The organism is Vibrio celticus, assembly GCF_024347335.1.
Taxonomy (GTDB): Bacteria; Pseudomonadota; Gammaproteobacteria; order Enterobacterales; family Vibrionaceae; genus Vibrio; species Vibrio celticus.
On sequence record NZ_AP025463.1, the window covers coordinates 1,745,551 to 1,771,890 of the forward strand.

Consider the following 26,340-nt stretch of genomic DNA (forward strand, 5'->3'; position numbering starts at 1 on the left):
AATAACTGCTATGAAAAACTGTTATCAGAATGCTAAATAGGAATCTTATGTTTACAGGTATCGTTCAAGGCATGGCAACTCTGGTTGCTATAAACAAAAAAGAGTTGTTTCAAACTCATACCATTGAGTTAACTGACGAAATGGTTGAAGGGTTAGCAATTGGTGCTTCAGTAGCTCATAACGGTTGTTGCTTAACGGTAACGGAAATTTCAGGCAATCAGATTGCTTTTGATTTAATGCAAGCCACATTGCGATTGACGAACTTGGGCCAGCTGAATGTTGGTGACAAAGTGAATGTTGAGCGTGCAGCAAAGTTTGGTGACGAAATTGGCGGGCATAGCATGTCTGGCCACATTACTCTGATGGCTAATCTCGTTGATGTGATTAAGACAGAAAACAACCGCACGCTTTGGTTTGAGCTGCCTCAAGAATCAATGAAGTATGTGTTGAGCAAGGGCTACATCGGCGTTGATGGTTGTTCATTGACGATTGGTGAAGTGGAAGAGAACCGTTTCTCTGTTCACCTGATCCCAGAAACGCTGAATCGTACTCTGTTTGGCGGACGTGAAGTAGGTGACCAAGTAAACATTGAGTTTGATCCTCAAACACAAGCGATTGTTGATACTGTTGAACGCGTACTAGCAAACCAGAAATAGTAGTAGCTGTTTATCAATAGCATTTGCCTAAAAAGCGATGACTAAGTAAAAGTCGAAGACATTAAAAAAGAGCACATTGAGTGCTCTTTTTCTATTTGTGTGTATTTGCGTTTTTCTAGGCTAGCCTCAAAATCGAGGGTAGCTCTAAAAAGAAGTGTAGATCCAACTCGACAAGAGAGTAGGTGTTAGAAGACTTGTTCGTCGTCTGCATCAATCGAGAGATTAATCCTGTCTCTTACTTCATCTACCTGCATGTCGAGGTGAATGGCATTGCAACATGCTGGGCAATCGTCATAAAAATCTTGGCTCCCATTAGAAGCATCAAGCGTTATGCTGATGGCATGCCCACAGTGGGGGCAGGAGACATGTTTCTCTGTGTATTTATGCATCGCGAATTCTCCTCACTGTAACTTGTCTCAATCGTAGTCGCTTTATAGACCGCAGTAGCTTTATAGAACGACTTAGCTCGCTATGATTGGTATTAAACGGCCTGTATCTTCTGAATGCATGCTTCAGTTTGTGCTAAATATTCGCCGCCAAATTGATTGCAGTGGTTAAGAAGATGGTACAAGTTGTAAATGTCTTTCCGATCAGTATAGCCAACGTCGAGTGGATTGACGCTCTGGTAACCTTCATAAAACTCTTTTGGAAATCCTTCAAACAATTCCGTTAATGCCAAATCGCATTCATGATCGCCCCAATAACAAGCCGGGTCATAACAGATTGGCCCAAAGGCTGAATTTGCTACATTGCCATTCCAAAGATCCCCATGAAGCAAAGAAGGGCGAGGGTTGTGGCCAGCAAGACGCATATTCACCACATCAACGATGTCATCAATATCACCAAACTCGATGCCTTTCTCTTTGAGCAGTTGCAGTTGGAAACCAATGCGTTGCTCGGAGAAAAAGCGACCCCATTTCTTATGCCAAGGGTTGGGTTGAAGTGTGCTGCCGATATAGTTGTCTTGGTCGCAACCAAACTCTTTTTGCTCGCCCCATTGATGTAGTTGCGCAAGCTGAACGCCGAAATCGAAGCTATTGTTGCCCGTCTCAAGCGGTTTGGTCGGCAAGTAATTCAGAATAATGAACGAGCACTCTTTGGTTTTGCCAATAAGCACCAACTCAGGAACGTAAACAGTGGAGGTTTCTCTTAACAAGCGTAAGTTCTCAGCTTCAATTTCAAACTTAGGTAAAAATTCTCGCTGATTCACTTTCACAAAGTAACGTTCATTACCATCGCTGATCATATAGCAATCGTTAATGTCGCCACCAGAAACCTTGGTACGTTCAGTAATCTGAAAGTTAAATAGAAGAGTATCTGAAAGTTGTTGAGAAATGGCCTGCCACATAGGAAATCCTCAAAGACTGAAAGTTAAAAAGATTGAAGGTTAGAAATACTGTTTGTTTAATAGCAATAGTTTAGGATAAATCTGAACAATTTATAGACGCACTGGTCAATGTTCTTGGCTCTTCTTCATCTTACGCAGAATCAATTGGCCGAATTGTGAACTCGAACTGATTCAAGCTCTTTGAAATACAAACATAAATTGAAAACCTGACGTGATGAAATAGTTTGGAACTGGTCTCACAATCGAAACGGTTTTGAACGCCACAAACTGGAAAAGAGGTTTGAGCTTGTTATTGTCTAGCGACTAAATCAAATGAGCTTTTAGAGTAAGTTGAAAGGGCTATTGTTAACTGGCGCAATACTTTGCTTCAAAGTTTGTCTTACACTTCTTTAGCGTGAATTTACTTATGTCGTAAATAGGCAGGTATACCACATAAAGCTATATCGATTTAATTTTAAGCTGAAATACTAACTAGGATCATTTAAATGCGGTTTTGGGCAATAAAGTGATGACAAATAGCTTCATTTACATAGTATTAGGCAAGTACGTATTAATCTGCTCTAGAGCTTAAAACGGAGAATTATTGTGGTTGTAGAAACCGATGGCTATTTGGCTTTAATCGAGCACCTGTCATTCAACCTTGATGTGTTTACTAATAGTAATGGTGATACTGGAAACGAAAGTGTCGAAGATATTGTTACCGACATGATTTCAACGAACATCATGGCTATTTTCGAGCAAAACCCAGAGTTGCATTCGAGCGTTCGTTTTCAGCTTTTGAAAGAAGCCGATGCCGTAGTAGCGGATCTTGGTGAAGTATTAGCGGGTGTTTGGGCTAAGAAAGCGACTAACGAACAAATTGTATTTCTTGATGAATATATCGCGTTAGTGAAGAACCTGTTTGATACGGCTGTTGCTAAATACGACTAGCTATTCGCGTATCACTCTAAAATGGTAAAAGGCGTTTAAGCCGTAACGTTTCATGTTATGTCGTTCAGCGGTGAATCTTTTGAATCGCTATAAACGCCTAAAGTGCCAAAACTTGGAAGCCCAGTATGGGTTATCTAACCTAGAAATAATGACACCTTTCGATGTAGAAGCATGTAGGAATTGATTATTTCCTAAGTAAACGCCTACATGTCGCACCGTCATCGAAGTCTTGAAAAACACCAAATCACCGCTTGTCGCTTCCCCATAAGCAATTTCTTTTCCCTTTTTACTTTGGTCTTTTGTGGTTCTTGGTAGGGCTTGTTGAGTCGCATTTTGCACGGCGATTTGAACAAAAGCAGAGCAATCTATACCTCGAAATGATGTCCCACCGAAATGGTATGGCACACCTTTCCACTGTTCATACACGCTCATATAAGCGTTTGTAGTCAATTGTTCTGACTTTGATAAGGGTTTCTGTGCGGTTTGACTAAGCTGAGAAGGCGATGGTGACGAGCTACAAGCAGCCAATGTTGCTAAAGTTATTGTAACTACAGCCATTTTTCTGATTTTCATATGTAACTCTTCTGACAAAAAACTGAAATAAAAACGTCATCAAGGACTTCTAGTATACGACCTAACTTAAGGATATCTCTTTTCGTAGTCAAACTGGATTTCACATGCCCGACACAAATTTATCAATAAAACCCTCACGTTATACATTCTCGCTCATTCAAACCGTCACTGCTGTATTTATTTCCATTCTTTTACTTGTTAGTTTTTTATCAATGGTTAGCATTCGGGGCGTTGAACGGGTCGGGGGACATTTTGATGCACTCTCGGAACAAGCATTACCCCTTGCTCTACATAATGCCGAATTAACGCAAAGCGTATTAGAACAAGTAAAACTTCTCACTTACAGCACCCAATCAACCGACTTAGACACACTGAATGCCACAAGGGGCTCAATTGACCAACTCGCGACAGAGAGCAATACCACGCTAGAGGAACTCCTTTTTATCTCCCAATCTTTTCCTGATGCAATCTCTTTAGAGCAACAACAAAACCTTGTCGATGACATGGCGCAACTGCAAGCTATGACCAACACGGTACTGCTGGCGCAGATTGAGATTCAAAGTAAGCAAAATCTGATCGACAGTAAAATGGGCGAGTTCCGTTATGGCGTTGGGTCTATCGGACCAGAAATGAATAGAATCAGCTCATTCTTGGTTGAAGACAACCCAGAAGCGAGCGATGCAGCGAACCGATTTACATCCAGCGCGTCTGCTATGGCGAACACCTTCTTGATGCTGATGATGCAATCTGACATTGATAAAGCACAAGACGAATACCGTCAATTGAGAAACCGAATCGCAGGCCTTAACTTGGCTTACAGCGATTTTGCCGATTGGCACCCAGACATCGCTGAGTTCGCGAGCTTGACGGCGCCTTACGAGATGGTGAAAGAAGGCTTTACCGAAGAAGGCGTAATCAAACAAATCCTCTTGAAACTCGAACTGGTTCAGCAGCAAGAGCAGAACTTAACGCAAGTCATTAACTTAGCTAACACCGTCATTAGCACTTTGAATCAGCTGTCATCTACCGCTTCCCACCTGATTGATGAAAGTGAACTGATTGTAAATCAAACCATCACCAATATTGATCGTGTGTTGTTTATCAGCGGGCTAGTGATTGCCGTAATCATTGTGATTTCATGGTTCGTGTTACGCCGTTGGATGAATAAAGGGCTTAAAAACATAACTCAACAGTTGAGTTCACTGGCAGATCATGACTTCTCTAAACAGAGCGAATTGCTTGGGCCGTTAGAGCTACAAGTTATTACTTCAAAACTCAATACGGTCGTTGATTCCACAGCTGATTCGGTTCGTTTGGTCACGCGCAACTGTGAAACGCTTTACCAAACCGCTGAAGTAAGCCACGACGCTGCAGAGCAAACCAATTCGAGCTTGAACGAACAGAACGAATCACTTCAGAATATGATCACCACAATTACTGAACTAGAAGCATCGATTGGTGAGATAGCTCGTATCTCAAACGCATCGAACGACGATGCACAAATAGCAGAAGATGAGTCAGTGAATGGCAGCCAAGTGGTTGGCCTCAACCAACAACGATTACAAGCGCTTGAGCAATCTCTTAGCATGAGTGAAGAGTCTATGGCTGACTTGGATGGTCGAGTGAAACAGATTCGTGAAATGGTCGATATGATCAGTGGTATCGCTGAAAATACCAACTTATTGGCACTGAACGCTGCGATAGAAGCGGCGCGAGCAGGTGAACAAGGTCGAGGTTTTGCGGTAGTTGCAGACGAAGTGCGTAAATTGGCGAGCGGCACGTCCCAGCAAACCACCAATATTCGTAGCATGATGAACGAACTAGTCGCGGCAGCCGATCGCTCACGTGCTTCTGTAACGGAATCGAGAAGTGAGATGGCCAGTGCACTGCAAACCAGTGGCGATGTAAGACAGGCCTTCGAGAAAATTGAATTCGCGGTGAGCCAGATCAAAGGTCGTGTTGAGCAAATCATGGTGGCTACCGAAGAACAAGCTCGTGCGACTGTCGATGTAACCCATTCAATCACCCGAGTATCTGAGCAGGGCGAGAATACTAAGCTGCAACTTGAATCTATGATCGAGAGTTCAGAGCAAGTCGGAGAGATAGCAGGGCACCAACAAGCTATGCTTCATAAGTACGTTTTAAAGTAAACGAGCGTGCTGAAATAAACGAGCGTACTGAGTTAAGCCAAACAGCACAAGAGTTGAAGCACTAGCTGTTTTATAATTCTATCGATACAGAAACGCCCTTAAATTATCACATGAATCTAAGGGCGTTTTGTTTTCGGATTAAGCTAAGGTTGGTCTCAATATAATCTTGAGACTCAACCGAATTCGAACCTAATCTTTCGTTGTCGGGAATCGTGCAAATGGCTGACGCAACATTAAATCTAGCCGTTGCTCTTTACCATCTTGAATCTCGGGAACACCAATATGCACCTTATCATGGCCAAGCTTGGGTTGGGCGCGGTAAGTCTTAAACCAGATGTCCCACACAGATAAAAAGAAACCAAAGTTTGAATGGGTTTCTTTCACAATGACCGAGTGATGAACGCGGTGCATGTCGGGTGTCACAATCACTTTTCTTAATAGCTTATCGAACCATAGCGGAAGACGTGCATTGCTATGGTTAAACATCGCGCTCGCATTAAGAACAATTTCAAAGATCACGACAGCAATGACAGGCACACCAAGTGCGATCACCAAGCTCACTTTGATGAGCATTGAAAGAATCATCTCAATAGGGTGAAAGCGCGTTCCGGTTGTGACATCAATATCGAGGTCCGCATGGTGAACTCGATGTAGCTTCCACAACCAAGGAACACGGTGAAACACCAAGTGCTGTAGGTAAATGGCACAATCCAACAGCAACACACAGATCAGAATGGTGAGCTCTTTCGGAAGTGACAGGGTATTGAACAGACCCCATTGGTTTTCTTGTGCGATAAGCGCCGCTTGGAATGCTGCGATAGGAATTAGAGTGGCTAATAGAAAGCTGTTCAAAGCAACCAACGCAAAGTTATTACCCCAACGAAACCATTTGCTTTGAGTCAGTGTTTTACGCGGAAAACGGTATTCCCAAAGCGCACACAATCCAAAAACGACAATAAAACAAACTAGGCGAAGCAGTGATGGGTCTTGCATGGGAATTCCTTCTATCATTCTAAGGACACTGTAAGTACAATCGTGCCACTTTTCTAGAGTTATCGTTATTGTCCATGAGAATCCACGCTTTTCACCGTTTATATCAACATCGTTTATCCATTGCTACCAAACCGTTTAATGCGCGCGGGTGTAAAGTCGTGCGATGTGAATTCTGTAAAATCAAACAAGACAGCTGTATCTGTGAGCATCAACCTAACGTTGATACGAACGTCGCAACTATGTTGATCTTGTCAGACAACGAAATCTTAAAACCAAGTAACACTGGCCGTTTGATTGTTGATACGGTTAAAGACAGTTACGCCTACCTTTGGCATCGTACTGAGCCAAATCAAGAGATGTTGGATGTCCTCAAAGATGACAAATACCAACCTGTGATCGTATTCCCTGAAGACTATACCGACGACAAATCGCGCGTGGTTGCAGACCTTGGTGAGATGCGAGATTCGAACAAGACGTTGCTGCTGATCTTTATTGATGGCAGTTGGCGTGAAGCGCGACGTATCTTCCGTCGTTCAGAGTATCTGCAAGACTTACCTGTGTTGTCGATTGAACCAGAATCAGTTTCGCAATACATGATGCGTAAGTCAGACAACGAACAACATCTTTCGACTGCAGAAGTGGCGAGCTTGGTTTTAAAACAGGCTGGTGAAGAGCAGGGCGCAAAAACTTTACAGCTGTGGTTTGAGACATTTCGCGAAAGCTACATGCTAAGTAAGACGCGTTATAAGTCCGATCCAACCAAACCAAGCCTGAACGCTTTCATAGAGCACACTAAAAATGAGACGTCACTCTAACCTTTAACCGCTTTGTGCTGACTTGTTGTTCAAACAGATTCGAACACGAGATAAGTTTGTTATCCATCACGGTTTGTAGGGGGAGTGTTATGGATAATGCGTCCTAGATGTTTAATTTGAAAAATTTATTTGCCCGAATTTAGGGAAAAATTGGAGAGATTTCATGTATTACGGCTTCGATGTTGGCGGCACAAAAATTGAATTTGGTGCGTTCAATGAAAAACTAGAGCGAGTAGCAACAGAACGCGTACCAACGCCTACTGAAGATTATCAATTGCTACTTGATACGATTGCCGGTTTGGTGAAGAAGTACGACAGCGAATTTTCTTGCGAAGGTAAAATTGGTCTTGGTCTTCCTGGTATGGAAGATGCTGACGACGGCACAATGCTGGTTGTTAACGTGCCAGCTTCAACGGGGAAACCACTACGTAAAGACCTAGAAGCGCTTATTGGTCGTAGTGTAAAAATTGAAAATGATGCGAACTGTTTTGCGCTTTCAGAAGCGTGGGATGACGAGCTTAAAGACGAACCATCAGTAGCTGGCTTAATTCTAGGTACTGGTTTCGGTGGCGGTTTAGTTTACGAAGGCAAAGTGTTCTCTGGTCGTAACCACGTTGCTGGTGAACTGGGCCATATGCGTCTTCCTATTGATGCTTGGTTCCACCTTGGCGACAACGCACCGTTACTCGGTTGTGGTTGTGGCAAGAAAGGTTGTCTAGACAGCTACCTATCAGGTCGTGGCTTTGAATTGATTTACGAGCACTACTTCGGTGAGAAGAAGAAAGCGATCGAGATCATTCAAGCGTACAACGAAGGCGAAGCAAAAGCGGCTGAACACGTTGATCGTTTCATGGAGCTATTGGCTATCTGTTTCGCGAACCTGTTTACCGGTCTTGATCCACACGTAGTTGCATTGGGTGGCGGTCTTTCAAACTTCGAACTTATCTACGAAGAGATGCCAAAACGTATCCCTAAATACCTACTGTCTGTAGCGAAATGTCCAAAGATCATCAAAGCGAAGCACGGTGATTCAGGCGGCGTTCGTGGCGCTGCATTCCTTAACATTAAGTAATCGTGACTTAAGTTAAGCTCGCTAAGGTTAGATAGTAAAAAAGCACAAATAAAAATGCCGCAATCTCGAAAGAGGTTGCGGCATTTTTTATTGTTCAGTGTTTTCTTTAGCTCTTATATCTGACTGCAAACGAAAAGCTAGAGATAGGAAAAAGAGCCAGAGGGCTTACTTCTTCTTTTTACCAACACCAAGGTTGTCTTTTTGCTTCAACGTAAGCTTAGTAAAGCCAAGCTTGCGGAAGTAGTTGTCTTGGTAGTTGCGAACCGCTTTAGTATCAGAAATCAACTCGAGCTGTTGCTCAGTTTTTAGATACTCAGAGATATCGATGCCTTCAGCTGCAGCAACAGCTTCTTGGATCGTGCGGTGTTCTTGTTTTGAAAACAGTAACTCTTTGTCTTCGTCTTTGTAAGTGTACAGAATGGTACGAGCCATGGTGCTCTCCAATAGAATTATTACTTTGCGCGCACTCTACATAAAAACCGTACGTGGCTCAAGGTAATGGTAAGAAATCTTAAGATTATCGTTCTAAACGTTTAGCGTGATTAAAGCTATTTGTCTTTTAGGAAACGAACAGGTTGTTTTTCACGAAACGAAAAGAACAAAAAAGCCCCTTAACATTGAAAAATCTATATAGGGGCTTCGTTTGTGTTTTGGCGAAGATCTTCCAAATCAAATAAAAAGCTGCCAAGTCAATTTAGGTATTTGCTTTGAGTTAAACACGACCTTGCAGAGGAATTATCGTCACTGTCTCGCCAACTTTCACGGTATCAACCGCAGGTGAGATTTCGATTAAGCAGTTCGCTTCGCTCATTGAACGCAGAATACCTGATCCTTGCTTGCCCGTTGTTTTCACTTCAAGCACGCCGGATTCATTCATCGAGAACACACCACGACTGAATTCAGTACGGCCTTGGCGTGAACGTAGTTGTTCAGTTGCTACTGCATTTGCTTTCACTGGCGTCCAGTTCGTTTGACCTTGAAGCTTGCGGATCGCAGGCTCAACAAAGTTAATGAACGACACCATCACAGCAACAGGGTTACCCGGTAAACCAAAGAACGGCTTGTTCTCAATCTTACCGTAAGCCAATGGGCGACCTGGGCGCATGTTGATACGCCAGAAGTTGATTTCACCCAGTTTATCTAGCGCGAGTTTAATGTAGTCAGCATCACCAACAGATACACCCCCAGAAGTCAGCACCATATCGGTTTCAAGCGACGCAGAGTGGAGCACGCCCATCATCTTTTGTTCGTCATCTTCAACGATGCCGTAATCGACGATGTCACAGCCAAGCTTTTGAAGCATGCCGATAATAGTAAAACGATTTGAGTCATAGATAGAGTTTGGCTTTTGCTCGCTACCCGGCGCTTGAACTTCATCACCCGTAGAGAACACACCCACTTTCACTTTACGCAGAACAGGGCAGGTACCAAAACCTAACGACGCCATCATGCCCATTTCTGGCGCTTCGATGCGTGTGCCACGTGTAAAGACAGGTTGGCCGATTTCTAAATCTTCACCTGCCATACGGACATTTTGTCCAACCGAGATTTTAGCATCAGGGAAGCTAACTTTATCGCCATCTTGAACAGCTTGTTCGCGCATCACGACAACATCAACACCATCAGGCATTGGTGCGCCGGTCATGATCTTAACCGCTTCACCTTGTTGAACGGTTTTTTCATAGCTGTGACCCGCCATGACTTCAGCAACGATGTTGTAGCTGTCCAATTCTAGATCTTCACTACGAATCGCATAACCGTCCATTGCAGAGTTGGTATTCTGAGGAACGTTGATTGGTGAAATCACATCTTCAGCCAGCACGCGGCCGTAGCCTTGCAGTAATTCAACACTCTCTGTGAGATCGAGCGCGTCAATGCTATCAACAATCTTTTGCTGACCTTGAGTAACGGTTAAACCTGCAGGGGAGAACGAGTCACAACATACTGCTGGCGCTGCGCCTTTTGAAGATGCACACGAAGCGACTTTATTTGTTTTCGAAGTAGAGTCGAAGGATTGAGCGTATCCAATGATGAAATCACGAATCGCTTCTAAGTCGCTGATCACCATTTGTGGCAGCTCTGATTCAACTTGGCTGTCTGCCGCGATAGCAATAATGTTGTTATCGTTCGGATACAACCAAGGTTTGCCCACTTCATCTCGGTGCAGTTCAATTTTAGGGAAAGCGATGTTCTTACAACCTTCCACCAAAATCAGATCAAGCGTGTTGGTATCAAATCGAGTCAGCAGGTAATCAAAATCTGCTTCGGCTTCTGGTGTTTCTGTCATCATCACGTGACGATTACGAGATGCGATCAACATTTGGTTTGCGCCCGCTTTACGTAGACGGTAACTGTCTTTGCCCGGCTTATCGACATCAAAATCGTGGTGAGCATGTTTTAACACGCCAACTTTTAAACCCGCATCAGTCAACAGAGGAAGCAGGGCTTCAAGTACGGTCGTTTTGCCTGTACCGCTATAAGCAGCAAAGCCCAATAAAGGAAGGTTAGGGCGTTGTTTAGAATCTTTCATTATTGAAGCGTTCCGAATTGGGTGAGTTCTTCTGGCGTGTTGAGATTAACAAAGCAGTTAGGAGAATCGCTAAAATCAACGTATTCGGTGACACACTCTTTGTATAGCAAGATGATTTTACGATCACCACGTTCCAAAAACGCTTCTAACTTTGGCAGAACACGCTTGTGGAATAGGGTGAATACAGGTTGCTTAAATTCGCCATCATGCGCGACAAGAATGTCGCTGTCTTCTTTTACTGCAGAACAAAAACGCTCAACAAGGTCGTCACTGATTTGTGGGCTGTCGCAAGGGACGAAACCAACCCAGTCTGTGTTCGCGTTTTTAAGGCCAGCGTGAATGCCACCCAATGGACCTGGGTAGTCAGGGAAAGAATCAGAAACAACCGGAGCAAATGCTTGGTAACTGTCTAAGTTACGATTGGCATTGATAGTGATGCTGACATCTTGTTGTGACAGCTTGTTTATAACGTATTGAATAAGCGGAGAACCGTTGAGCTCAACGAGTCCTTTATCTTTTCCGCCCATACGGCTGGCCTGTCCGCCAGCCAAAATAACCCAACTAGTTTGCGTTGGAAGCAGCATAAATATTCTCTTGTGCTTTATCTTTCTGAATAACTTGCAGAAGCGGGGATTCGGTCAAAGTATTGTCTTTGATCCACCACTGCTTCTTACATAAATCGGTTAACGCGTTAGTTTGGTGACTGGTGATGACTAAACTCGCGCCTCTCTGAAGAAGATCTTCGGCCATAATCACCAATCTTTCAATAGATTCTTTGTCTAAAGAAGCACTTGGTTCATCCATAAGCAAGATTGAAGGCTTAAGAATCCAAGCTCGAGCCATTGCTACGCGTTGACGCTCACCGCCAGACAACACAGAAATGTGCTCATCTGCCAGGGTTTCTAAACCTACCATTCTCAATGCATTAATTATTTGAGCTCGCTTATCTTTTTGGCTCTCTTTGTTAAAGCGAATGCCATAAGCGACATTTTGGTACACCGAGCCATCAAAAAGATAGGGAGTTTGATGCAGGTAGATGATGTCTTTGAACTTGAGCCGTGGGAATAACTTCTGCTGCCAGCTCTGTGTTGGAGACTGAATACGGGCAGAGCTCGGCTGAATTAATCCAGACAATATTTTAAGTAGGGTCGTTTTACCAACACCATTATCTCCTTTGAGATAAATGGCATCGTTGGGGCCGATCGACAATTCGGGAATGTGGAACAAAACACGCTCTTTGTAGCGCATTGAAATTTGCTGCGTTGTTATTTTTATACTCATGACAGCGTTCCTAAGTTCTTAAATAGCCTTTTCCTCTCACACTGGAAAGGAAAAAGTTAAGGGCTAATGCCAATGCTAATAACACCATACCGAGGGCGACGCCTTGAGCAAATGCGCCTTTGTGGCTTTCCATGGCAATAGCTGTTGGGATGTTTCTTGTCATCCCCATAATGTTGCCACCTACCATCATTGAACAACCTACCTCTGTCACGATACGAGAGAAGGCAGCAATGGTTGCAGCCAACAAAGGAAAACGCGTTTCCCAAATCAAGGTACACGCCACGCGTGTTGTTGATACGCCAAGTGTGCGCGCTGTTTCTACCGCACGGCGGTCACTGGCCTGCAGGGCACCGTGCATCATCGCAACTAGGATAGGGAAACAGATCACCATCTGACCTAGAATCATCGCCTTTTGGGTGAACAGTAGTTGCCAATCACCTAACGGACCAGAGCGAGAAAGCATCATGTACATCAACAAACCGATAACCACAGTAGGGATCGCTTGCAGGGTGTTGATCACTGAAAGCAAAGCCCATTTCCCGGGGAATTCGGTATAAGCCAATAAGAAAGCCATAAGGATTGCAGGAACAATCACCAATGAAATGGCGGACAAAGATACGCTGAAGGATACCGCGACGATTTTCCACAATTCGTGGTCAAAACTCACAAGTAGATTCATTGCATCAATCGTTGTTTGCCATAGGGTCATGAAGTATCTCGTGTAAATCGATAATAGGTTTTATCGGTAATGACTGATGTTAATCATAGCTGACCCAAACTATTTGAGTGTGTATTGGTCAGCTATTGCTCTTAAGCATGGTTGCGTTTCTAAGCATGAATGTGTTGTTAAGCGTGAACGATATTAAAGTGAGACAGTTTTTAAAGCGACATTGCTTAGGTGCTTCGTTAACTGTTTAGTTAAGCGTAGCGCTAATTGATTCGGGTTGAACCCTTAGCGCTACTTTTACTTACAGAAAACGACGGTTCACTTACAACAAGCTATTCTGCGCTTGCAACAAACAGTTGTTTGCCATGCAGTTTAAAGTCGTTAATCAGTTTCTGACCTTTAGGGTTAACCAACCAATCACTGAATACTTTCGCAGCTTGGTAGTTAATGCTTGGGTAGCGCTCAGGGTTAACCAGAATCACTTGGTAAGGGTTGAAGAGGTTCTTGTCACCTTGGAAAAGGATTTTTAGATCCAGTTTATTTTGGTAAGCCAACCAAGTACCACGGTCTGTCATGGTGTAGCCTTGCATCTCTGACGCCATGTTCAGAGTAGGGCCCATACCTTGACCAACACTGCGGTAACCACCAAAGTTTGGTTCAATTTTAGTTTGCGCCCAAATGCCCATCTCTTTCTTATGAGTACCAGAGTCGTCGCCACGAGACACAAACGTCACGTTATTAGTCGCGATCGCTTTGAACACATCTGCCACTGCTTTTTGAGATTCAATTTTTGCAGGGTCGCTTTGTGGACCAACGATGACAAAGTCGTTATACATCAGCTTACGAGGTAAAACGCCGTAGCCTTTTTCTACGAAATTCGCTTCAGCTTTTGGTGCGTGAGTCATCACCAAATCAACATCACCATTTTCGCCCATGCGAAGTGATTTACCCGTACCAGCGGCAAGAACATCAACCTTGATACCAGAATCCTTTTCGAACTCAGGCAATAAGTAGTCCAGTAGACCAGAGTGATAAGTACTTGTGGTTGTCGCCAACTTAATATGAGTGGTGTCTTCCGCGCTGCTAGCCGTGTAACTGACGATCGATAGAGCTGCAATAGTTAGGGGAATTGCTTTCATTATTATTATGTCCATTCTGTTATAAATGAATGACATGCCTTTAGTTTTAAAGGGCTCAAAGAGGGCATGTGCATAAGACGCTAATTGTTGTAATTAGAAATCTACACCTTATAAGCAATCTTAATGCCAACAAATAATGCATCAGATCTCATTAAATTGCTGTTATTTCGGACAAAACTGAGTCTTTTACCCCGTTAAAATGAATCAAAACATGAGCTAGGACAAAATGTCGCACATTGTCCCTGTTGGAGAAAAGGTTAATTGGTACACTCTGTCCCAACTTTCCTCACCGGCTAATCATTATGTCTTTACCTAGTTCATCTGCATCCAATCTCAACCCGAACACATTGACTCAATATCAGGCGTTTTCCGTTTTGGTCGTCGATGATGAATTGGGTATGCAGACTATCTTAAAGAAAGCACTGGGTAAGTTCTTTGGCAAGGTGTCGAGCGCAGGGTCGGTTGAAGAGGCTGAAACGCTGCGTTCAAGCGAACATTTTGACCTGATTGTCCTTGATATCAACCTACCGGGCCGCTCTGGCATTGAGTGGGAAGAAGCGTTTAACGACAACGACAAACGCGCCGATGTGATTTTCATGACGGGTTATGCCGATCTAGAGATGACCATATCCGCACTTAAGCTTGGCGCTTCAGATTTTATTCTTAAGCCGTTCAACCTCGAACAGATGATACAAGCCGTTCTACGTTGTATGGATAAGCGACTCGACCAAAGGATGCAGTACGCGTTGAAGCGTGATGTGAGTCGTCATATCAAGACCGAACTGATCGGCAATTCAGACAAGACCAAACAACTTAAATTGCTGATCAGTCAATTTGCACCGTCTCGAGCGTCCGTTTTGATAGAAGGTGAGTCGGGTACAGGTAAAGAGTTGGTTGCGAGAGGTGTACATGAAGCCAGTAAACGCACAGGTCCATTTGTGCCAATCAACTGTGGCGCGATTGCTCCAGAACTTCTAGAAAGTGAACTGTTTGGACATACATCAGGCGCATTTACTGGTGCGAAGAAAAACCGTGAAGGTCTATTCCGAGTCGCAAGTGGTGGCACCTTGTTCCTTGATGAGATCGGTGAAATGCCACTGCCAATGCAAGCTGCCTTGTTACGTGTGTTAGAGCAAAGAACCATTCGTCCAGTCGGTAGCGAGAAGGAAATTGCCGTTGACGTACGAGTGGTGGCGGCGACCAACCGAAACCTTCAAGAAGAGGTCGATAAAGGACACTTCCGTCGCGATCTGTTCTACCGACTCAATGTACTTAAGATTGATGTGGTGCCATTGAGAGAGCGCCCATCAGATTTGATTGAACTTGTTCCATACTTTACTCGTCTTTTATCGAGCGAGCTTGGCATGCCAGTTCCAAATTGGGCACATGAAGATATCTTGGCGTTGAACGAATACGAATGGCCGGGGAATATTCGTGAGCTTAAAAACTTAGTCGAACGATGCATTCTCTTAGACAAGCCACCAGCACACTATTGGCGCGAGATTAATGGTGATCCTGTTCCCACCAGCATTTCAGTGACGGTGTCACATGGTGCAGAAATGCCAAACTTGAATAATACAGACGCTGCCGAGGGCTATCCAAATACTTGGACACTTAAAGAAGTGGAAAAATCTCATATAGAACAGCTTGTTAGTTTCCATGATGGCAATAAATCGGCTGCTGCGAGAGATCTTGGCGTCGCACGTAAAACGCTAGAGCGTAAGTACAAAGATTGGAACACAGAAGGCTCTGAATATGCCGATTAGACGTCGTTGGTGGTCAAAGTGGGCGTTCCGATTCAAAACCATGGTTCGCTACCGCTTATTATTCCTGACATCTGCTCCTATCATTCTGACCTTGTGTGCGCTTGTGGCTATCACACTGTATTGGTCGATACATTACACGTGGCAGGGTGCTCTGATTGATGTCGATGAGCGTTTGGATGTTGCCGATAACAGTATTCACCTGATCCAAAATCAGCAAGCATACAACGTTCGTGCGTTTGCCGAGTCTTATAACTTTCGAACCAAACTCGCGAGTGAGCTTTCACACGAAGACCTAACTCGCTGGGTGTCTGAGAACAAATCTCGCTATGAGCTCGATTTTCTGCGTTGGCGCAGTGTCGAGAGCATGGAGAAAAAACTCGAGTATCTAAACTTAACTCATAAGTCTTCTTTTTTCAGTGTCTTAAGCCGTAACGAACTCAATTATCTCGATCGTGACCTCGCTAAAAAAGCAGAAGTTCCGATGCTCAACGGGCAAGAAGTTGAGACTCGCGGATTGGTAAGCCGAACCGTTGTATCCATCAAAGATGAACATGATCATGTGATTGGTTTTCTGGATGGTGGGATCTTACTGAATAACAGCACTCAACTTGTCGATCAGATCAGTAACCTTATCTATCCACAACGAGAAGGGTTTAATCGTCATATTGGTACGGTCACGGTTTTCCTTGATGATCTTCGTGTTAGCACCAACGTGCCTTTGAGCAGTGAAGACAGTGTAGGGCGCGCCATTGGTACGCGTGTTTCTCATGAGGTTCACTCAAAAGTCTTGAATGAAGGTAAAGAGTGGCTAGATCGAGCGTATGTATACGATGCTTGGTACATCACGGCTTACAAACCAATCCATGACCAGTTTAATAATGTGATCGGCATGCTTTACACCGGTTATTTGATTTGGCCGTTGATAGAAACCTACTTGACCAACCTTGGCGAAATTAGCATTACCATTGTGTTGCTGTTGTTGGCATCCGGTTTGATCGTTCACCGTGGCGCGCGTGATCTTTTCAACCCAATTGAACGCATTCATAAGGTCGTTAAACTAGTCCAGATGGGGCAAGACAAGCGAATTGGTACGCTAGGTTTGGATGATCAACACGAACTTACACTGCTCGCTAAACAATTCGACAAGATGTTGGATCTACTGCACGAGCGCAATCAAGAGATTCAACAAGCGGCGTCTGAACTTGAGTGCAAAGTGCATTCTCGTACCGCGAGTTTGAAAGAGAAAACCGAAGAGCTCGAACTGCACATCAAGCTTCTCAATCAAGCCAGGGATAAGCTGGTGGTCAATGAAAAACTGGCCGCATTAGGTGAATTAACAGCGGGTATTGCTCATGAGATCAATAACCCAACCGCCGTGATTCTTGGCAACGTTGAACTGATGAAGTTTGAACTGGGCGATAAAGTGAGCCGTGTAGATGAGGAAGTCCACGCGATCATGGAGCAAATTGACCGAATTCGAAACATCACACGAAGCCTGCTTCAATACAGCCGTCACGGCGGCGTACAAGACGAAATTACGTGGCAACATATCAATCCAATTGTCGATGAAAGTATTACGCTCGTAAAAACAGGCGCGAAGAAGAAAGGCATTGTGTACGTATCACAGCTGAACGCTAAAACTTCAGTCGAAGTGAACCGAAACCAATTACTGCAGATTCTGGTTAACCTACAAATGAACGCTATTCATGCAATGGACGGTCAGGGCACGTTAACCATTTCGAGTGAAGACTGGGTTGAAAATGGTGTGTCTCATGGCGCTATCGTTCATGTTCAAGATGAAGGCTGTGGTATTAAGGAAGAACAACTGAAACGTATCTTCTCGCCTTTCTATACCACTAAACGTGATGGTACGGGGTTAGGGTTGTCAGTCTCTCAAAGTATCTTGAGCCAAACTGGCGGCGAGATCCGAGTTGAATCGGAGGTAGGTAAGGGAAGTTGTTTTAGTATCTATCTTCAACAGAAAGCGACACCTCAATTACTTGTATCAAACCTATAAGTTCTAAGAACTTATTCACCGACATTATCATCTGATAATACTTCTAACGCGCTTGGGCTATTACACGAACGTTTTAGCCCAAGCACGAAAATCCCGCACTACTAATCTATCTCAAACCAAATCTCAACCTCTGCCGGTTTGACGAGTACCTCTTTTTGGTTATGTAACATAGTGTATATCTTTTGATCTTGATGCATATCATCTGAACTGTACGAAATTTTGATACCTTGGCCGAAAATCCATAATCAAAACAAATAATAAAGTCAGTCAGCTATGAAATTAAGTAACTTATCTATCAAATCAAAACTCGTCTCCATCGTCATTTTATCGGTTGTTCTATTAGTAATGGCGTCCACTTTTAACCTAATGCAGCAGCGTGCGAGTTCCATGCAAGAGCGTCAAGATAAGCTCAGTGCTCAAGTCGAAACTGCAGTCAGCTTAGCGAGCTACTATTACAACCAACGTAATGTGCTCGGTGAAGAGGTCGCAAAGGATCGTGCGCTACAAGCCATCAAAACGCTTCGTTATGACAACACTAATTACTTCTGGATTCTAAACCAGCAGCTCAACATCATTAGTCATCCATTAAAACCAGAGCTTGATGGCACTAATGCCGGAAACCTTAGAGATGGCGCAGGTAAGCATCACTGGCGCGAGATGGTCACCATTTCCCGCACTCCTGAAGAGAAAGGCTTTCTTGATTACCAATGGATGAGCCCGCAAGGTGAACTCAAAGACAAGATCTCATACGTTCAGTTGTTTCCAGAATGGAACTGGGTGATCGGTTCTGGAATCTTAGTCGCGGATATCCAAGAGGCGTTCTATGCCTTAGCTATTAAGGAAGGGATGGTAGCGGTTGTTTTATCTGGCTTACTGTTCGCTATGGGTTACGCGATTTCCAACAACATCCTTGTGCCACTGAATAAGCTTATCGATAACACCCATAAGATTGCCGATGGCGATCTTCGTGTACGCATGAACATGACACGTAAAGATGAACTGGGCGATATGAGTCAGCAAATAGATACCATGCTCGACAAACTGCAAAGCACGCTTCGCACAGCCAATGAATCGGCGGATTTATCCAGTAATATGGCGAGCCACATCGCTCAAGCCAGTGAAGAAGCAGCAACCAGTGTCAACTCACAACATGCACAGCTTGAATTGTTATCGACTGCAATGACAGAGATGAGCGCGACTATTTCTGATGTCGCTGTGAATGCCGAAAATACCGCGGATAGCACCAATAAGGTTGTCGATCATGCAAACCAGAACGACCAGAACATGCAGGTAACGTCTGAGACTATATCTCAGGTTTCAGAGAACATTTCGACCGCGAACAACTTAGTCAGAGATCTGCAATCAGGCGTGACTGAAATAAGCCAAGTCGTTGGTGTGATTCGTGATGTATCAGAACAAACGAACTTGTTAGCGCTCAACGCAGCAATAGAAGCGGCACGTGCAGGAGAGCAAGGAAGAGGATTCGCGGTTGTTGCTGATGAAGTTCGAAATCTTGCTAGCCGCACTCAGAATTCAACCAACGAAGTGCAATCCACGATTGAGAAACTGACTCAACAAGCAGAACGCACCTTTAAGGCAATGCAAAGCAGTAACGAGAAGGTTGATCACAGCGTTGTCGCGTCTAACGAAACTCGCCAGCAACTCGATGTGATTGTGAATGAACTGCATAACGCTAACGACATGGTCGCGCAGATCGCCGCAGCCTCAGAGCAGCAAAGCACGGTAGCCACTGAAATGAGTGAAAGTGTCACTGGTATTCATCTCGCTGCAAATGAAGTGCTGCAGGCCTCACAATCGCTCGCAGAAGACAGTCAGAAAATGGCGAACACCACAGAGCACCTTACTGAGCAATTGAAATACTTTAAGGTTTAGCCTAAATACAACTGAGCTGAAGATAAAAAGCCCATAAAAAACACCTCCGCACTTGAGATAAGTTCGGAGGTGTTTTTATTTATGGATAGTCATTTGCGATAAGAAACAAACGTCGAAAGCATCAAGCCTAATGCGCTGCCACTGAAATCTTCGGTGGGTTGATGTTGTGCTTCTTAAACTCTTTCATCACACGCAAGGTAATGTCGGTTTCAAACAGCTTCTCATACGCAGTATCCACAACGTAAGCCTTACAGGTTAGCTGTATCGCAAGGTAGTTATCGGTAATCGTCTGTTTAACCAAAACCGTTACAGGCTTCGGCAAGTGGATATAACGACTTGAAGACGCCGCTTCTTGAATCAGATCGCGGGCTAGGGTGATGTCTTCATCCATACCAACGTAAAACGGAATCACCACCTGCATGTCTAATGCGCCATAGTTACCACTGGTGGTCACTTCATTTAAGAACTTGTTATTCGGAATGGTAATGATGTCGTCATTCAATGTTCTCATTCGTACCGAACGCAAACCGATAGTGATAATGTCGCCATAGTTACCCTCAAACGTGACGCGGTCACCAACTTGAAAGGGTCTATCAATCATCACCGTGATACCGGCGATGAATGAAGCAGCCAAGTCTTTAAGCGCAAAGCCTACCGACACGGCGAGGGTGCCACCAATCAAGGCCAGTATTTGGTCGTTGATTCTAAAGCTCATCATGAACACGATAAGACCGGTGCTCACATAGATGAAGAACTGAGTAAACGACTGCAGTTTTTGTAGTAGCATTCGATATTGCACGAACTGACTACCAAAGCTGGTCACTAACGAGTTGATGAACTTAAGCAGCAACCACATCGCAGCGATAACGATCATGGAGAAGAACACGCCGCTCCATCGCACAAGGCTCGCTATTTTAGAGATGTTTTCTACGTTAGCTAACTCTTCCGTCGCAAAGGTCGGGAAACTGACAGCACTTGCCAAGCCAACAAATAGTAGGATAAATAACTTCTTCATTTTACTTCACCAGTAGATGTTGACGGTCGAGAACGTTCGTAATATGGCGGAACCAGTGCTCAGAAATTCGAGCCTTTTCTTCATGCCAACCAATATAACCACGGCTTTCAAAGTAACGCAGAATCCCCGTTATCTCTGCCGTGCTCAGCTGTGTACATTCAGACAACACTTCCGGAGAAGCGATTTCCAGTTGTACGATAGAACGAAGTACAGCCAGCATAGGTTTCGGCATATTTTCCAGCTCCTGGGCTTCAGGAACATGGAACAGACGCACCACTGCTTGATCTGTCTCTTTGTTTCGGTTCAAAGAGAGTCGGAAGAAACGCAGCGCAACGGTAGGGTTGCCATCAGAGTAGTGCCACAAAATTCGATAGAAACCTTGGCGTGCACGTTCTTCTTCACTCATATCATCTTGGTCCCATTGCTTAGGGACTACTAAACCATCAAAAGACAACGGCTTCTCAAGCTCCGTATTGATACGGCTATTTAGAAGTTCACCCACTTGTTTCTCTGTCCAACGCGGAAGGAAACACACCAAGTCAAACAGCAAACGTTCGCCACGCGCTCTATCCACAAATCGCCAGCTTGATTTGGCGATCGATATCACGACACGGTGGTTCTTTTTAGAACGACGCAGAAGGTTGGTCAAACGAATCAAATCAGACAGGCCACCGACCATTGGTTGCACCAGTCGTTGTGCGTTATCAATCGCGATAAGGTAAGTGGTATTGCTCTTACGAAGATGCGCTAATATTTGAATTTCAGTCGCTTCTTCGTCCAAGCCAATGCTCACGGCTAAATGCGCTAAAAGCTCTTGGTAACCCGCATAAGGGCAACTCACGTATACAGGCTCAGCGTTAGAGACTTTGTGCAGTAAGGTATATAGCAGCGTTGTCGCGCCGACACCACGTTCGCCAGACACAATACAGATAGCCGGGCTGTCTGACATTAAGTAGCGTGATAACTGCTTAATTTCATCTCCCGCGTAATCTATCAACGTACTGTCGATATTACCCGGAAGAATGTATTCATAGGTTTGATCGCCTTTGATTCGAACCAAGTTTTGCTGATTCTTATCAAGGTCAGACTGTTTAGCAACTTCAATTCTAAATAGATAAGCTAAGGCCTGGCTAAACAAAGTGTAATTGGATAGCAGGGCCATAATTCGATGTTGAAAGTTGTAAACACTCAACCACACGATGCCAATGGCCGTCGCCAATATATTAAGTAAGAAGGTATCCTTGCGGTTTACTGCCCAATTCACCCAAACCGGACGATCAGAGATGTGTTGCAACGTATCGAAGACCTTCGCTCTCCATAGTCTGAGAACTGAGATCGTGACCAGCACAAACCAGAAAAACAGAGCGCTGTAAATCCAGCTGTAAATCGTACCTTTGCCTAGCGTAATACTCGATATCTGGAGAATCACACCCGCAACGATGAAGCTCCACACGTAACGGCGAATAGTCGATAGGCGTAGTGCTATCACTTCTTGATTTGATGTCCGACCTAAACGGTAGGCAAATTCCAAAATAAAGCTGATGGCAATCGAACCACCTAGAATCCACCAAGTGAAGATCTCCAGGAAAATCAAATGTTGAAGACTAGGGATACTAGAAAGCACTCTCAATGACAATGTGATGGCAATTAGCCAAGCAATCGCACGATCAGCGCGGCTGATATACCAAATCACGCGAACCAGAAAAGGAGGGTTCGTTTTCGCTTCAAGAAAGTTAATTCGAAACAGTTCAATCAAGCGGGTGCTGTTGGCAAGCCACCACACTAAACCGAAGTAGATGAATAACACTTTTAGTGAGGCACCAATCACTGGCACTGGCGAAATAAAGATGTCTTTAACAAGCGCTTTAAAGCTACGAATTTGGAAATAAACAAGATACTCAATATTGAGTTTGGTCAATTCCCACTCTTGCTTAAACTGGGTCACACCATAGGGACCAAAACCGGTTAAACGCTCTTTGTTTGCAGAGTTGGTCTGCTCTAAAAGATGCTGTTTACTTACGTTCAAGCTATTCAGCGTGACGTAACTGGTTTGAACGGCAAACCATTGATCGGCGTCGCTGTTATCTCTGTAAGCTTTTATCTGTTGCTCGAAGGTTTTGATTTCCTGCTTTTGAACTCGCAGAACTTCGGCAAGCAGAATATTGACTTGGCGTCTGTCCGACGGCTCCATAAAGAGAGGATCGGGTAACGAATCAATTCGATCATCGAGGTCAACAGCAGAATCGGATACCTGCGGCTGAGATTGTAAGTCATATTCCAAGTTGGCATGACTAGGCCAAGAGAGAATGGCCAAAGTGAGGATTAAGAAGCGCGATAGTGAACGCATAAAAGTCTCTTAGAATTATGAGGTTAGGATTACTATAGTTAGATAATCTGACTTTGTGAAATCCAACCCCGTATCGGGGGCGAGTACTTTATTCCTGTTTCGATCGATTTTGTCATGAAATTGTCAGGGATTAGACTAGTATTTGAGCATCTTTGTTATGTCTGCTGTTGCGTTGATCGGGTTGGCTTTTACTGTGACCAATCAGCATACGATATATTCAATGGTTGGCATGATTTAGGACGTTATATACTGCCCATTATGGGGCGCTGTTCGATATTTTGTTTTTCCGTAAAATCGACGGCTTATCGGCGATAAATAGAAAATCAAAAATGTGAGTCAGTTCAAACTATGATTTGGCTAGGTTATCACTCACTTAATGGCCAGTAATTGCAATCAATACTTGCAGTTAAAGCCCTGAACAAGTAACGTTGCGGCGTTTTTCACATTAAAAAGGTAATGGCATTGATCTCCACAGCAAATATCACCCAACAATTCGGCGCTAAGCCACTTTTCGAAAATATTTCAGTTAAGTTCGGCGAAGGCAACCGCTACGGTTTAATCGGCGCGAATGGCTGTGGTAAATCGACGTTCATGAAGATCCTATCTGGTGAACTAGAGCCAAGTGCTGGTAACGTAAGCTACGATCCAAACGAGCGCGTTGCTAAGCTAAACCAAGACCAATTTGCTTACGAAGAATTCACGGTAATCGACACGGTTATCATGGGTCACAAAGAGCTTTGGGCTATTAAGCAAGAGCGTGACCGCATTTACTCTTTGCCAGAAATGAGCGAAGAAGACGGCATGAAAGTGGCTGACCTTGAAGTTCAGTTCGCTGAGATGGACGGCTACATGGCAGAAGCTAAAGCTGGTGAGCTTCTTCTAGCGGTAGGTATTGAAGAATCAATGCACTTCGGTCTGATGAGCGAAGTAGCGCCGGGTTGGAAACTTCGTGTTCTATTGTCTCAAGTACTGTTTGCAGACCCGCATATCATGCTTCTTGACGAACCAACGAACAACCTGGACATGGACACCATCAAGTGGTTGGAAGATACGCTAAACCAACGTAACTGCACAATGATCATCATTTCGCACGACCGTCACTTCCTAAACTCTGTTTGTACACACATGGCTGACCTTGATTACGGCGAACTTCGTCTATTCCCAGGTAACTACGATGAGTACATGACGGCTGCGACTCAAGCTCGTGAGCGTCTACTGTCTGACAACGCTAAGAAGAAAGCGCAAATTGCTGAACTTCAAACGTTCGTATCTCGTTTCTCTGCTAACGCATCGAAAGCGAAGCAAGCAACGTCTCGTGCTAAGCAGATCGATAAAATCCAACTAGACGAAGTTAAAGCGTCTAGCCGTCAAAACCCATTCATCCGTTTCGAACAGTCTAAAGAGCTATTCCGTAACGCACTTGTGGTTGAAAACCTATCTCAAGGTTTTGAAGAAGACCTATACAACAAGTTCGACGGTATCTTCGAAGTAGGTGAGCGTGTTGCTATCATCGGTGAGAACGGTGTGGGTAAAACAACACTACTTAACACACTAGCTGGCGCTCTTGAGCCTCGCACTGGTGAGTACAAGTGGTCTGAAAACTCAAACATCGGTTACTACGCTCAAGATCACGCACATGATTTCGAGACAGACATGAACCTGTTTGATTGGATGAGCCAATGGCGTCAAGAAGGCGAAGACGAGCAAGTTGTTCGTGGCTTCCTAGGTCGTATGCTATTTGGTCAAGACGACATTAAGAAATCTGTAAAGGTTATCTCTGGTGGTGAACAAGGTCGTATGCTTCTTGGTAAGATCATGATGCATAAACCAAACATCCTTCTAATGGATGAGCCAACAAACCACATGGATATGGAATCTATCGAAGCGCTTAACTTGGCTCTTGAGAACTACAAAGGCACATTGTTCTTCGTATCTCACGACCGTGTATTCGTAGACTCGCTTGCAACTCGTATCCTTGAAATTAAAGATGGCAAGATCAACGACTTCCGCGGTACTTACGCTGAGTTCTTGAAAGCACGCGGCTAAGCTTTAAGTTAGCCTTAGTTTTCAACTCTATGCGTTGGAAATTAAGCTATAAATTGAAAATTAAAAATTAAAAACGCCGTCATACTGAAAAGCATGACGGCGTTTTTGTATCTAGCTAAGTTTCTATGTATTTATCCTTGATGGGTCACTAACTATTTACATCAGAACTTTACAATTAGAAGCGGTTAGTGAATCACCAATCAAACCTACGCTTTTTTCCGACTGCTGATTATTCACCTTTTACATCAAAGTCGATCTTGTCTGCACCCGTGAACACTTGGAAGCGTAAGCCTTTAGCGCGAGCAATTGTTGTGATGCCGAACTTCTGAGCCAAGTCTAAGCCCATTTGCGTCACGCCAGAACGTGATAGCAAAACAGGGATACCCATCTGAGCAACCTTAATCACCATCTCAGACGTTAAACGGCCTGTGGTATAGAAGATCTTATCTTCACCTGTCTCTTTGTTAAGCCACATCTCACCAGCCAACGTATCAACGGCATTGTGTCGGCCAACATCTTCAACAAACGATAGAACCTTGTCGTCTTTGCAAACCGCACAACCGTGCACCGCGCCTGCTTTCTTGTAGGTATCGTTGTAATGAGTCAACGCTTCAAGCGCTGTGTAGATTTCAGATTGCTTAATCTTGTTTTGAGGCACTTGGTAATCTTCCAACTGCTTCATCACGTTGCCATACATGGTGCCCTGACCGCAGCCAGAGGTTACTGTCTTCTTCTTAAGCGCTTGCTCAAGTTGGCTCGTATCTTCTTTGGTGATAACCGCAGCAGAGCTGGTTTCCCAATCGATGATGATAGATTCAACCGCTTCCGGATCAGAAAGGAAGCTTTGGTTTTTCAAATAGCCTAATACTAATGACTCAGGACGAGAACCCAATGTCATTAAGGTTACGATCTCTTTCCAGTTCAACATTACGGTAAGAGGGCGCTCACACGCGATCTGTTTTGTTAGCTTTTCGCCATATTCATCAAACACTTCAACTTCGATTGTCTGAAGTGGGTTCTCACTGGTTTTTATTATGTTTGGTTTTACCACAGTCATTTCCTACTTAATGAGATAGCGATTTTATGAGATAAGAAGTCAACA

At 44.1% G+C, this 26,340-nt stretch carries 22 protein-coding genes; 9 read left to right on the forward strand and 13 right to left on the reverse strand.

Annotated features, from left to right (window positions below; all coding sequences use genetic code 11):
* The first annotated feature begins 47 nt into the window (after positions 1-47).
* On the forward strand, positions 48-656 hold the full coding sequence (locus OCV19_RS08155) for a riboflavin synthase (protein ID WP_050634348.1): 609 nt from the start codon (positions 48-50) through the stop codon (positions 654-656).
* Positions 657-841: 185 nt separating this feature from the next.
* Here the strand turns inward: OCV19_RS08155 and OCV19_RS08160 are convergent, their stop codons facing one another.
* Together OCV19_RS08160 and OCV19_RS08165 are read right to left on the reverse strand one after the other, a co-directional pair.
* On the reverse strand, positions 842-1,045 hold the full coding sequence (locus OCV19_RS08160) for a CPXCG motif-containing cysteine-rich protein (protein ID WP_004733789.1): 204 nt from the start codon (positions 1,043-1,045) through the stop codon (positions 842-844).
* A gap of 92 nt (positions 1,046-1,137) precedes the next feature.
* Entirely contained in the window at positions 1,138-2,004 is an 867-nt protein-coding gene (locus OCV19_RS08165; RefSeq protein ID WP_019823083.1) for a fructosamine kinase family protein, read from the reverse strand.
* A gap of 585 nt (positions 2,005-2,589) precedes the next feature.
* Here OCV19_RS08165 and OCV19_RS08170 point away from each other — a divergent pair.
* A complete protein-coding gene (locus OCV19_RS08170; RefSeq protein WP_010440912.1) occupies positions 2,590-2,934 on the forward strand; it encodes a DUF3802 family protein in 345 nt (114 codons plus the stop codon).
* An 87-nt stretch (positions 2,935-3,021) separates the two neighbouring features.
* Here OCV19_RS08170 and OCV19_RS08175 read toward each other — a convergent pair whose 3' ends face one another.
* Positions 3,022-3,507: a C40 family peptidase gene (locus OCV19_RS08175; protein ID WP_050634347.1), complete on the reverse strand. Its 486-nt coding sequence runs from the start codon at positions 3,505-3,507 to the stop codon at positions 3,022-3,024.
* A gap of 104 nt (positions 3,508-3,611) precedes the next feature.
* On the opposite strand from OCV19_RS08175, the gene OCV19_RS08180 reads away from it, so the two are divergent.
* Complete coding sequence (locus OCV19_RS08180; protein WP_065677472.1) at positions 3,612-5,657, forward strand: methyl-accepting chemotaxis protein; 2,046 nt, start codon at positions 3,612-3,614, stop codon at positions 5,655-5,657.
* 189 nt (positions 5,658-5,846) lie between these two features.
* Here the strand turns inward: OCV19_RS08180 and OCV19_RS08185 are convergent, their stop codons facing one another.
* Positions 5,847-6,650, reverse strand: a complete 804-nt coding sequence (locus tag OCV19_RS08185; RefSeq protein ID WP_065677473.1) for a sterol desaturase family protein — start codon at positions 6,648-6,650, stop codon at positions 5,847-5,849.
* A 68-nt stretch (positions 6,651-6,718) separates the two neighbouring features.
* Here OCV19_RS08185 and OCV19_RS08190 point away from each other — a divergent pair, with 68 nt between their 5' ends.
* On the forward strand, positions 6,719-7,465 hold the full coding sequence (locus tag OCV19_RS08190; RefSeq protein ID WP_083994393.1) for a tRNA-uridine aminocarboxypropyltransferase: 747 nt from the start codon (positions 6,719-6,721) through the stop codon (positions 7,463-7,465).
* A 163-nt stretch (positions 7,466-7,628) separates the two neighbouring features.
* Positions 7,629-8,537, forward strand: a complete 909-nt coding sequence (nagK, locus tag OCV19_RS08195; protein ID WP_017068179.1) for an N-acetylglucosamine kinase — start codon at positions 7,629-7,631, stop codon at positions 8,535-8,537.
* Positions 8,538-8,702: 165 nt separating this feature from the next.
* Here nagK and OCV19_RS08200 read toward each other — a convergent pair whose 3' ends face one another.
* From OCV19_RS08200 to OCV19_RS08225, 6 genes are all read right to left on the reverse strand, one after another.
* Positions 8,703-8,969, reverse strand: coding sequence for a DUF2960 family protein (locus OCV19_RS08200; RefSeq protein WP_017063882.1), 267 nt, complete (start codon positions 8,967-8,969; stop codon positions 8,703-8,705).
* 280 nt (positions 8,970-9,249) lie between these two features.
* Complete coding sequence (locus tag OCV19_RS08205; protein WP_065677474.1) at positions 9,250-11,067, reverse strand: bifunctional molybdopterin-guanine dinucleotide biosynthesis adaptor protein MobB/molybdopterin molybdotransferase MoeA; 1,818 nt, start codon at positions 11,065-11,067, stop codon at positions 9,250-9,252.
* Positions 11,067-11,651 (reverse strand): molybdenum cofactor guanylyltransferase MobA, encoded by a 585-nt coding sequence (gene mobA, locus OCV19_RS08210; RefSeq protein WP_017067176.1) that lies wholly within the window; start codon positions 11,649-11,651, stop codon positions 11,067-11,069. Before mobA ends, OCV19_RS08205 begins: the two co-directional genes overlap by 1 nt.
* The gene (locus tag OCV19_RS08215; RefSeq protein ID WP_065677475.1) at positions 11,629-12,348 is read right to left on the reverse strand and encodes an energy-coupling factor ABC transporter ATP-binding protein; all 720 of its coding nucleotides are present in this window, start codon (positions 12,346-12,348) and stop codon (positions 11,629-11,631) included. The genes mobA and OCV19_RS08215 overlap by 23 nt, the downstream gene beginning before the upstream one ends.
* Positions 12,349-12,358: 10 nt before the next feature.
* Entirely contained in the window at positions 12,359-13,057 is a 699-nt protein-coding gene (locus tag OCV19_RS08220) for an ABC transporter permease (protein ID WP_017067174.1), read from the reverse strand.
* Between the two features lie 290 nt (positions 13,058-13,347).
* Entirely contained in the window at positions 13,348-14,154 is an 807-nt protein-coding gene (locus tag OCV19_RS08225; protein WP_017059611.1) for a substrate-binding domain-containing protein, read from the reverse strand.
* A 302-nt stretch (positions 14,155-14,456) separates the two neighbouring features.
* On the opposite strand from OCV19_RS08225, the gene OCV19_RS08230 reads away from it, so the two are divergent.
* The 3 genes from OCV19_RS08230 (at position 14,457) to OCV19_RS08240 (ending at position 19,830) form a co-directional block, all read left to right on the forward strand.
* Positions 14,457-15,920: a sigma-54-dependent transcriptional regulator gene (locus tag OCV19_RS08230; RefSeq protein WP_065677476.1), complete on the forward strand. Its 1,464-nt coding sequence runs from the start codon at positions 14,457-14,459 to the stop codon at positions 15,918-15,920.
* On the forward strand, positions 15,910-17,937 hold the full coding sequence (locus OCV19_RS08235; protein WP_065677477.1) for a sensor histidine kinase: 2,028 nt from the start codon (positions 15,910-15,912) through the stop codon (positions 17,935-17,937). Before OCV19_RS08230 ends, OCV19_RS08235 begins: the two co-directional genes overlap by 11 nt.
* Before the next feature lie 273 nt (positions 17,938-18,210).
* The gene (locus OCV19_RS08240; RefSeq protein WP_065677478.1) at positions 18,211-19,830 is read left to right on the forward strand and encodes a methyl-accepting chemotaxis protein; all 1,620 of its coding nucleotides are present in this window, start codon (positions 18,211-18,213) and stop codon (positions 19,828-19,830) included.
* A 127-nt stretch (positions 19,831-19,957) separates the two neighbouring features.
* Here OCV19_RS08240 and OCV19_RS08245 read toward each other — a convergent pair whose 3' ends face one another.
* A complete protein-coding gene (locus tag OCV19_RS08245; RefSeq protein WP_017063876.1) occupies positions 19,958-20,845 on the reverse strand; it encodes a mechanosensitive ion channel family protein in 888 nt (295 codons plus the stop codon).
* A 1-nt stretch (position 20,846) separates the two neighbouring features.
* A complete protein-coding gene (locus OCV19_RS08250; protein ID WP_048658729.1) occupies positions 20,847-23,192 on the reverse strand; it encodes an ATP-binding protein in 2,346 nt (781 codons plus the stop codon).
* Between the two features lie 462 nt (positions 23,193-23,654).
* On the opposite strand from OCV19_RS08250, the gene OCV19_RS08255 reads away from it, so the two are divergent.
* Positions 23,655-25,238 carry an ABC-F family ATPase gene (locus OCV19_RS08255; protein WP_009846736.1) on the forward strand — a complete coding sequence of 528 codons (1,584 nt, stop codon included), beginning with the start codon at positions 23,655-23,657 and terminating at the stop codon, positions 25,236-25,238.
* Between the two features lie 229 nt (positions 25,239-25,467).
* On the opposite strand, the gene OCV19_RS08260 is transcribed toward OCV19_RS08255, so the two are convergent.
* Complete coding sequence (locus OCV19_RS08260; RefSeq protein WP_065677521.1) at positions 25,468-26,289, reverse strand: formate dehydrogenase accessory sulfurtransferase FdhD; 822 nt, start codon at positions 26,287-26,289, stop codon at positions 25,468-25,470.
* Positions 26,290-26,340 lie beyond the last annotated feature (51 nt).

What these genes read in the sequence shown, in the direction of transcription:
- OCV19_RS08155 (WP_050634348.1), top strand. Translation starts at nt 48, where the DNA reads ATGTTTACAGGTATCGTTCAAGGCATGGCAACTCTGGTTGCTATAAAC.
- OCV19_RS08160 (WP_004733789.1), bottom strand. Translation starts at nt 1,045, where the DNA reads ATGCATAAATACACAGAGAAACATGTCTCCTGCCCCCACTGTGGGCAT.
- OCV19_RS08165 (WP_019823083.1), bottom strand. Translation starts at nt 2,004, where the DNA reads ATGTGGCAGGCCATTTCTCAACAACTTTCAGATACTCTTCTATTTAAC.
- OCV19_RS08175 (WP_050634347.1), bottom strand. Translation starts at nt 3,507, where the DNA reads ATGAAAATCAGAAAAATGGCTGTAGTTACAATAACTTTAGCAACATTG.
- OCV19_RS08180 (WP_065677472.1), top strand. Translation starts at nt 3,612, where the DNA reads ATGCCCGACACAAATTTATCAATAAAACCCTCACGTTATACATTCTCG.
- OCV19_RS08185 (WP_065677473.1), bottom strand. Translation starts at nt 6,650, where the DNA reads ATGCAAGACCCATCACTGCTTCGCCTAGTTTGTTTTATTGTCGTTTTT.
- nagK (WP_017068179.1), top strand. Translation starts at nt 7,629, where the DNA reads ATGTATTACGGCTTCGATGTTGGCGGCACAAAAATTGAATTTGGTGCG.
- OCV19_RS08200 (WP_017063882.1), bottom strand. Translation starts at nt 8,969, where the DNA reads ATGGCTCGTACCATTCTGTACACTTACAAAGACGAAGACAAAGAGTTA.
- OCV19_RS08205 (WP_065677474.1), bottom strand. Translation starts at nt 11,067, where the DNA reads ATGAAAGATTCTAAACAACGCCCTAACCTTCCTTTATTGGGCTTTGCT.
- mobA (WP_017067176.1), bottom strand. Translation starts at nt 11,651, where the DNA reads ATGCTGCTTCCAACGCAAACTAGTTGGGTTATTTTGGCTGGCGGACAG.
- OCV19_RS08215 (WP_065677475.1), bottom strand. Translation starts at nt 12,348, where the DNA reads ATGAGTATAAAAATAACAACGCAGCAAATTTCAATGCGCTACAAAGAG.
- OCV19_RS08220 (WP_017067174.1), bottom strand. Translation starts at nt 13,057, where the DNA reads ATGACCCTATGGCAAACAACGATTGATGCAATGAATCTACTTGTGAGT.
- OCV19_RS08225 (WP_017059611.1), bottom strand. Translation starts at nt 14,154, where the DNA reads ATGAAAGCAATTCCCCTAACTATTGCAGCTCTATCGATCGTCAGTTAC.
- OCV19_RS08230 (WP_065677476.1), top strand. Translation starts at nt 14,457, where the DNA reads ATGTCTTTACCTAGTTCATCTGCATCCAATCTCAACCCGAACACATTG.
- OCV19_RS08235 (WP_065677477.1), top strand. Translation starts at nt 15,910, where the DNA reads ATGCCGATTAGACGTCGTTGGTGGTCAAAGTGGGCGTTCCGATTCAAA.
- OCV19_RS08240 (WP_065677478.1), top strand. Translation starts at nt 18,211, where the DNA reads ATGAAATTAAGTAACTTATCTATCAAATCAAAACTCGTCTCCATCGTC.
- OCV19_RS08245 (WP_017063876.1), bottom strand. Translation starts at nt 20,845, where the DNA reads ATGAAGAAGTTATTTATCCTACTATTTGTTGGCTTGGCAAGTGCTGTC.
- OCV19_RS08250 (WP_048658729.1), bottom strand. Translation starts at nt 23,192, where the DNA reads ATGCGTTCACTATCGCGCTTCTTAATCCTCACTTTGGCCATTCTCTCT.